This is a genomic window from Streptomyces sp. HSW2009 (genome assembly GCF_040240285.1).
In the GTDB taxonomy this organism is placed as follows: Bacteria; Actinomycetota; Actinomycetes; order Streptomycetales; family Streptomycetaceae; genus Streptomyces.
Map to the genome: position 1 here is coordinate 1 of NZ_JBEHZD010000465.1, position 6,495 is coordinate 6,495.

The 6,495-nt window shown below is 63.1% G+C and carries 5 protein-coding genes; all 5 read right to left on the bottom strand.

What is annotated here, in order from left to right; translation table 11 throughout:
• Nucleotides 1–250 precede the first annotated feature (250 nt).
• Nucleotides 251–538, bottom strand: coding sequence for a WXG100 family type VII secretion target (locus tag AAHZ94_RS26335; protein WP_349995799.1), 288 nt, complete (start codon nt 536–538; stop codon nt 251–253).
• Nucleotides 539–583: 45 nt separating this feature from the next.
• Nucleotides 584–925 (bottom strand): WXG100 family type VII secretion target, encoded by a 342-nt coding sequence (locus AAHZ94_RS26340; RefSeq protein WP_349995801.1) that lies wholly within the window; start codon nt 923–925, stop codon nt 584–586.
• Nucleotides 926–1,003: 78 nt separating this feature from the next.
• Nucleotides 1,004–2,260 (bottom strand): S8 family serine peptidase, encoded by a 1,257-nt coding sequence (locus AAHZ94_RS26345; protein WP_349995803.1) that lies wholly within the window; start codon nt 2,258–2,260, stop codon nt 1,004–1,006.
• Between the two features lie 1,639 nt (nt 2,261–3,899).
• Complete coding sequence (locus AAHZ94_RS26350) at nt 3,900–5,156, bottom strand: S8 family serine peptidase (RefSeq protein ID WP_349995805.1); 1,257 nt, start codon at nt 5,154–5,156, stop codon at nt 3,900–3,902.
• A 528-nt stretch (nt 5,157–5,684) separates the two neighbouring features.
• A complete protein-coding gene (locus AAHZ94_RS26355; protein WP_349995807.1) occupies nt 5,685–5,810 on the bottom strand; it encodes a hypothetical protein in 126 nt (41 codons plus the stop codon).
• Nucleotides 5,811–6,495: the final 685 nt, after the last annotated feature.

Here is a 6,495-nt window from a genome sequence, read left to right on the forward strand (position 1 = left end):
AACCCACCCCCCCCCACCCCCCCTCGCCGCCGGCGGCGGGGGCGGGCCCTTTTTAAAACCACACACCAAATCCGGGGGGGGGGGGGGGGCCCGGACATCCGGCCCACCACCCCGCACTGTCTTCTCCTGCGGCCTTCTCCTGCGGCTCCGCTCCGTACGCGTACGTCACGCGCCCCGGCGGGCGGTCCCAGCGGGCCAGCGGGCGTACCGTACGACCCTCCGGCGCTCCAGGGTCACGCCCGTACGGGTCTCACATGCGGAACTGAGCCGCGGCGGCCTTGTCCGTGGCGCGGTACCCGTCGGTGGCGTCGTCGAGCGCCCGCGCGATCTGATGCAGCGTGCTGGTCAGCTCGTTGACGGAGGTGTTCCACTGCGTCTGCGTCTCGTGGAAGGCGACCTGGGCGTCACCCTCCCAGGTGGAAACGACCCGCTCCACGCGCCGGTGCAGTTCGTCGAGCTCGGTCTTCAGGGTGTTCGCCGTCGTACGGACGTCATTGGCGGCGGTGGTCACGGTTTCGTACGTGACGAGAAGCGACATCTTCTCTCCTTGGTTTCGGTTCGACGGTTTACGGCTTCTCGCCGGTCAGGCCATGTCAAGAATGCGGCTCTGCCCGCCGCCCTCGCCGCCCTGCATGTTCTTGAACTTCTGCAACTGGTCCAGTTCCTGCTGCGAGAAACCGTCGCGGCTCATCTTCATCGCCTGCTCGATGAGAACCAGCAGCTCCCGAATCTTCCGGGCGTGCAGGTTCACACCGCTCTGCAACTGGTTGTACGCGCCGGCAGCCGAGCCCTTCCATCCGGACTCGATCCGGTCCACTACGCCGTTCAGCGACCGAATCTTGGTCTCCAGCGAGCTCTCCATCAAATCCAAGTCATTGATCAGTTGCGTGAGCTCAGCCTCGGTTACCTTCAGGTTTCCAGCCATAACGCATTCCCCTCCGTTGGACGTGCTCTTACTGTGCGTTTCTGCTTTTCGTTGCGCTAGAGGACCGGTGTACGCGAGCTAGATCCTCGACTGAGGACGGCGGCGCCGTACGAAAAAGGCGACCGCGCCCAGCACAACCACACCGCCCCCCATGCCCAACACCGGCCACAACAACCCGGAGCCCCCATCTCCACTATCCGGGGAAGCAAGCCCGTCGACGGCATGGCGACCGTCTTCGGATTCAGCCCTCCGGGTGGCCTCTCCGCTCGGCGAAGTAGCGATGGAAGTAGGCCGCTCCGCCGGCTTCTCCTCCTTCCCCTTCTCCGCCTCCCGCGGCATCAGCGGATTGACATCGGGCTCCCCCGGATCTCCCTTGCCATCGATCAGCACCTGCCCGGGGCGAATAATCCCGTACCCGATGTACTGGCTCGGCACCTTGCCCTTCGGTTTGCTCGCCGTCTGCATCATGACGCGGAGGACCTGGTTATTGGTCCAGGTCGGGTGCTTGGACCAGATGAGAGCGGCGGAGGCGGAGGCTAGGGCGGTGGCGGCGCTGGTGCCTTCGTATCGACATAGGCCGCCGCCTTTCTCGCACCTACCTGGAATATCCACACCAGGAGCTGCGAGCTTCACTTGAGGCCCGAAATTCGAGAACTTAGCAACTTTCCCCGAACGGTCGACTGCGGCCACCCCCACCACGCCAGAGCTGCTCGATGGGTACCCTGCAACATTGTCCACCTTGGCGTCATTGCCTGTCGCCGCAAAGAACAACAGCCCCTTGCCGATTGCATAATCTATCGCCTCTTGAAGGCGACGTTTCTCGTCGCTCGGCAGACCCGAGACACCTTGCGAGAAGTTGATAATGCGCGCCCCGTGGTCCGCAGCATACCTAATGGAACGGATCCAGGATTCCACCGATAGATCGAGCACCGAATAATTTCGATAGTCCGTCTGCAAGGAAATAATACTCGTCCCAGGAGCCAACCCCTGCGTGCCACCGGAAGCACCCGTGCCAGCGATAAGTGCAGCCATGTGCGTCCCATGACCGTTCCCATCACCGCCATCTGCCGGCGGCTCACCTGCAAAGTTCTTTTTGTCAACGACCTTGCCGCGTAACTCAGCAATGGGGTCGACCCCTGAGTCGATGACGGCGACGGTAATTCCCTTACCAGTACTCACCGACCAGAGTTCCTGAGCGGCCATCGCATCGAGGTGCCATTGTCGCTGCTGGAAGTCGTCGGCAGCCGCCGGCGAGACCCCCAACGCAGCCCCAGCCCCTACGAATAGAATCAGGTGGATTACGTATCGCCACCGACTCACCAATGGAAAGAACATCCAATCCCATTCTTCCAGTCACGGCAAACGATCACACTAATCAACGGCTGGCGGGACGGTATCGCGCCCCCGCGGCCATTCGAGGCCGTCGCTATTTCGTTCGTCTCGCGATGACCTTTGCTGACCACGCTGTGGCGGTGATGTCGCACCCGTCCCCCGCACCAGCCCTGCTCCACCAGGTGTGAAGCCAGCACCACGTGATGAGCCACTTCTGGGCGCTGCGGCCGTACCGCCCGGCTCGACAGCTAGGCCCGGCCCTCGCCTACCGCTGCCACGTCCTACCGCGCCTCCGGAGCCCGCAGGGGGCATTCCACCAGCCGCGCCACCCGGAAGCGGCCCTCGAACAGGACCAGTCCGCTCCTCACCCACGATCCCGCGCGACGGCCCCGCCGTCGGCGACGCTGCCGTATGCGGCACCTGCGATCCAGACTGGCCACCGGCACGCGGACTCCCACCCATTGCCGGCGGCACGCTCCCTACCGACGGCACACCACCCCTCGCAACACCCCGCCCCGGCACCACCGACTCCTCCCCCACAACCACCCCACGCGACGACCGCACCACATCCGACACACCACCCGCCCCCTGCCGACGACCACCCAAAACACCCGGCGGAACAGCCAAGCTCCGACGCTCCCCTCCCACAACCGACCGCCCCCGCCCAACCAACCCATCAGAAGAACCCGAAGACGACACCGGAGAACGCCGCCCACCAACCTCAGACACCCCCGAGAGACCCGGCCCCCGATACACAGGCGGGGTCTCTACACGACCAGGCACCACAGGAAGCCCCTGCTCCGAAGGCCGCACCACCTCCCCAGAAGGCACAACCACCGAAGGCACATCACGACCAACCCGCGACGCCCCCTCCACACCATCAAGCCCCATCCCCACATGGGACGTTGAACCTCTCTCCACGTCCACACTTCGCAGACCTGACTCCTCACGATGCCAATTTTCTCCATGCGCCGAAGGCGACGCGGGATGAACGCCACTGGTCCCGGGGGGCGTCTGCACACCAGAGGGCAAGTCCGTCCCGTATGGCGTCCCACTTTCGAAAGATCCGCGAGCCCACAGTGACTTAAATTCAGGCTCCCGTTCAGCTCCCATGTCCTCCTTCGCCGCCCGGTAGTACGAGGACAACCGCTCCATCTGATGAATGGCCTCCTGAAGTTTGGTCGCGCCATCAGCAATGAGCGCCTTATCGGCGTCAGGGTCACCATGCGCCTTCTTCGCATCAACAGGCTTCGGCACCGTCGCCTTCGCCTCAGTCAACGCCTGCCCAGCATTCACCATATGATTTCCCACACTGCTGGCAAAATGCCCCAGGCGCGTCACCTCCAGGGCGAAATCATGAGTCCATTCACGAAAATAATCAGCCGCCTCCCCGCGCCACTCCACACGCGAGGCATGACCCCGGAGATACCCACCAATCTCCATAATCTTCGGCCCTGCATCGCTCAGCGCATTCCCTGCACCAGCCAACTTCGCAGGGTCGGCACCAGCCAACATCGCATGCAAACCTTCAAGAGTCTGCCCCTCGAACTCCCCACTCCCCATCCTCATCTCCTCTCCCATTACCGAGGTAAAACCACCCACAAAGGCGGCCTCTGGAATCCTTACTGACTAAAACCATCGGCTACACAGTCGTCTGCGACCTACGAGCCCGCGCGAAAAGGGATGCTGTTACGGCAACTACCACAACACCCCCACCCCCCAGCAGAACCCACAAGAACCCAGAGCCCCCGCCCCCATCTCCATCTCCATCAGAAGCAGCCCCATTCACCACACGCCGAACACCCTCCGGCCCAGCCCCACCCTCGACGCCCTTACTCGGCGGCACAGACCGAGCCGAAGATGAACCACCCCCAGAACCTGCCTCCCCCTTATCTTCCCGCGGCAACAACGGATTGACATCCGGATTCCCCGGATCACCCTTACCGTCGATCAACACCTGCCCCGGCCGAATAATCCCGTACCCGATATACGGACTCGGCACCTTGCCCTTCGGCTTACTCGCCGTCTGCATCATCACGCGAAGAACCTGATTGCCGGTCCAAGTCGGGTGCTTAGACCAAATCAGCGCGGCAGATGCGGAGGCCAGCGCTGTGGAGGCACTGGTGCCCCCCTTGCGGCACAACCCATGGCCGCTCTCGCACCTTCCCGGGATATCCACACCAGGAGCTGCGAGCTTCACCGCCGGCCCATAGTTAGAAAAGTCTGCCACCTTGCCCATCTGATCGACAGCACCCACACCGACTACGCCTGGAAAAACTGATGGGTATCCAGGATCGTTCGTCGTCATAGCGTCGTTTCCTGTGGCAGCAAAAATCAGTACTCCCTTCTTCTGAGCATACTCAACGGCGCTACGCAAACGCCGCGCCTGCCCATCAGTTAAGCCAAACACTGCCTGCGAGAGATTAATGATGCGTGCACCGTGATCCGCGGCATATCGGATAGCATGAACCCACTTCCCTTCCGAACCCCCGATCCAGGACTCTCGATGCACGGTTTGTAGGGACATGATGTCGACCCCGGGGGCTAGCCCTAGAACTCCTCCCGACTTGCCCGTACCGGAAATCAACGTTGCCATGAATGTTCCATGCGCGTGCCCGTCACTACCTTCAGATGGCGGCTTACCGGCGAAGTTCTTTTCGTCAACAATACGCCCCTGCAATTCAGGCACAGGGTCTACACCAGAATCCAGGACGGCAATGACCACCCCCTCCCCCTTGCTCGTCGCCCAGAGCTCCTTCGCGCTCATCGCGTCGAGGTGCCACTGCCGCTCCTGAAATTCATTGGCGACCGCCGGCGAGGCTACCCATACTGCCCCAAACCCTAAGAGCAGCAGCGACTGAAATAGGAGCCGCCACCAGCGGACCGGCGAAAAGAACATTCGGGCTCATTCTCCTGATATTCCGCGGAGGGCCTAGTTATTCAACGGTAGGCGGAACGGTGTTACGGCCCAGCGGCCAATCAGCGTTCTCGGCACGGTCAGCTTCGTCTGCCTCTGGCCGAGGCTCGCGTCGACGTGTTGGTGTCGCGTTCGATGCCCGAACAAGACCTGTCCCGCCTGAGGTGAATTCGGTACTGCGTCGCGAGGGGGTTCTCCGTGCTGCGGCTGTACCTCCTGGCTCGACAGCCAGCCCCGGGGCCCGTCCACTACCCGGCCCTCTCGTACTAGCCGAACCACCAACTGGCAGCCCCCCGGCCACACCTGAATTAGGCCCCCTCATCGAGCCACTCCGCTCATCGCTTGCAACCGCCCGCGGCGTACCCGGCGCAGACGGTGTCGCAGGAGGAAGCGCACCGTCGTGACCATATCCACGCTGGCTACCACCGCTGACGGGCGGCGTTCGCCCCATGGCCGACGCCTCGCCCTGGGCCAACCCGCGCCCCAGTGGCACGCGCTCCTCCCCCATAACTAAACCTTGCGGGAGGCGAATCGCTCCAGGTCTCCCTTCCAGGGCGCGACGGCGACCACCCGCAGCACCCTGCCCATCGGGGACCTGCTGACGCCCGACAGGGAGGCCCGTCCGCCCCTGATCATCCATCGCCTCTTCCGAAGGCTGCGGATGCCGTACAGAGACTTCCTGTCTCTCGGGAAAGTCTGGCCGCCAGTTGGCGGGCACAGTAGACACGCGCGCAGGCATCGTGGGGATTAGTGAATCCGATGGCTGTGCCGCTCCCCCGGGCGGTGACATCGGCGACGGCATGTCACGAGCCGTCTGCTGCAAACCATTCACCGCATCCATACTCATGCCGATACGCCGGTTCACGCCCGCTTCGGACGCCACACCGCCCTCGCTCGACAGCCCAGCGCGTGTCTGAGTGCCGGCGATCAGAGTCGGCGCCGGGTTAACGCCCCCTGCATCAGATTGAGCCGCCGAGGAAGGGGCGCCATCTCCATAGGGAGTCTCGGGAATTGCACGCCCCGCTCCCCCCGGAAGCGGCTTGAACTCCGGCTCCCGCTCCGCCCCCATATCCTCACGGGCCGCCCGATAGTAAGAAGAAAGCCGCTCCATCTGATAAATGGCCTGCTGAAGCCTGGTCGTACCATCAGCAATGAGCGCCTTATCAGCGTCAGGATCCCCATGCGCTTTCTCCGCATCAACGGGCTTCGGCACCGCGGCCTTCGCCTCCGTCAACGCCTGGCCCGCATTCACCATGTGCCCACCCACAGCACTGGCAAAATGACCTAATCGCGATACCTCTAGCGCAAAATCATGTACCCA